Source organism: Trueperaceae bacterium, assembly GCA_019454765.1.
In the GTDB taxonomy this organism is placed as follows: Bacteria; Deinococcota; Deinococci; order Deinococcales; family Trueperaceae; genus JAAYYF01.
The window spans coordinates 1-1,442 of sequence record JACFNR010000038.1 but is presented as its reverse complement, the minus strand read 5'-3'; the positions used below and the strand labels follow the sequence as shown (position 1 = coordinate 1,442).

The following is a 1,442-nucleotide window of genomic DNA, read 5'->3' as shown; positions in this document are numbered from 1 at the left end:
GGGGGTCGTGACCGGGCCGCCACGCGGCGGCCCGACCGTCACTCCTCCGCGCCGACGAAGATCAGGTAGCGAAGGTTGTCGTTGTCGGCAACGAACAGGCGGTTGCCGTCCACGTACACGCCGGTCGGGTAGCCCATGCCGGTCGCGCTCAGTCCGTACGCGCCCGTGGTGAAGTCGGGTTGACCCAGCACCCGGTCGGGCTTCTGACCGGTGGCGGTGGGGAACGAGTCCCACACGAGCACGCGGTTGTTGTCGGAGTCGGCCACGAAGAGCTGGTTGCCGTTGCTGTGGAGGCTGTAGGGGTAGTCGAGACGGTCATCGGCGAGGCCGGGCGAGTCACTCGTCATGTCGGGCTGGCCCAGCACCACGTCGGCCGGGGCTCCGTCCACAGTCGGGAAGGTGTTCCAGATGAGCACGCGGTTGTTGCCCCCGTCGGTCACGACCAGGCGCTGCCCGTCGCTCCAGACGTCCGTCGGGTCGTAAAGCGTGGCGGCGCCCACGGGACCGCCACGGTTCGCGTCCCCCGAGACCATGTCGGGCTGTCCGAGCACGATGTCGGCCGGCACGTCGATGGCGTTAGGGACCTCGGACCAGATGAGCACCCGGTTGTTGCCCGAGTCCGCGACGATGAGCTTGCCCGCGGCGATGAACATGCTCTCGGGATGGTTGAGCCTCGTGGAGGACGTGGCGGAGGCCGTGGTGGTGAAGTCGGGTTGCCCGATCACGTGATCGGCGCTTGCCCCGTCGGTGGTGGGCTGGGTGTCGTACCGGAGGATGCGGTTCCACGAGTAATCGATCACGTACAGGCGCCGACCGTCCGTCGCGAGCGTCTGCGGGCCGTCCATCTTCGCTGGGCCGGGTGTGGAGTCCGTGTCGAGGAAGTCGCTCTTGCCGAGCACGAAGTCCGCGGCCGCGCCGTTGGCGGTCGGCACGGTGTCGTAACCCATGACCCGACCCTGGCTGTAGTCGGAGAGGTACAAGACGCCGTCCATGACGAGCGGCCTGACGTAGGGGTTCCAGATCGTCTTGGTCGGATCGGCCTCGGTGTCGGTCACGAAGTCCGGCTGGCCGATCACGACGCTCGCGGCCTGCTGGTCGCTCAGGGTCAGGAACGGGTAGTCGAGGTGGAGGGTGGCCGTGCCCGGCACGGGCTGGCCGGGGTTGGCGACCGTCACCGTCAGGCTGTTCAGGTGGTCCTTCAGCTCCAGTTCGACCTCGAGCGTGTCGCCGGTGCGGTTGCTGCTATGGCTGCGCGCGTCGGTCGTGACGTCTATGGTCGCCGTGGGGAGGGCGTCGACGAGGGCGACCTGCACCGTGACGGTGCGGGGGCCGTGGACGACAGCCCCCTCCGAGGGCGAGGTGAAAGCGACCTGCGGTGTCGGCACGGGTTTCGGTGCGGCGCACGCCGCCAGCGCCAACACGAGAAGAGCGGGGGTTAGCCA

General features: G+C 68.6%; 1 protein-coding gene. It reads right to left on the bottom strand.

Annotated features, from left to right (window positions below; genetic code table 11):
- Positions 1–38: 38 nt before the first annotated feature.
- The gene (locus tag H3C53_10185; GenBank protein ID MBW7917034.1) at positions 39–1,385 is read right to left on the bottom strand and encodes an NHL repeat-containing protein; all 1,347 of its coding nucleotides are present in this window, start codon (positions 1,383–1,385) and stop codon (positions 39–41) included.
- Positions 1,386–1,442 lie beyond the last annotated feature (57 nt).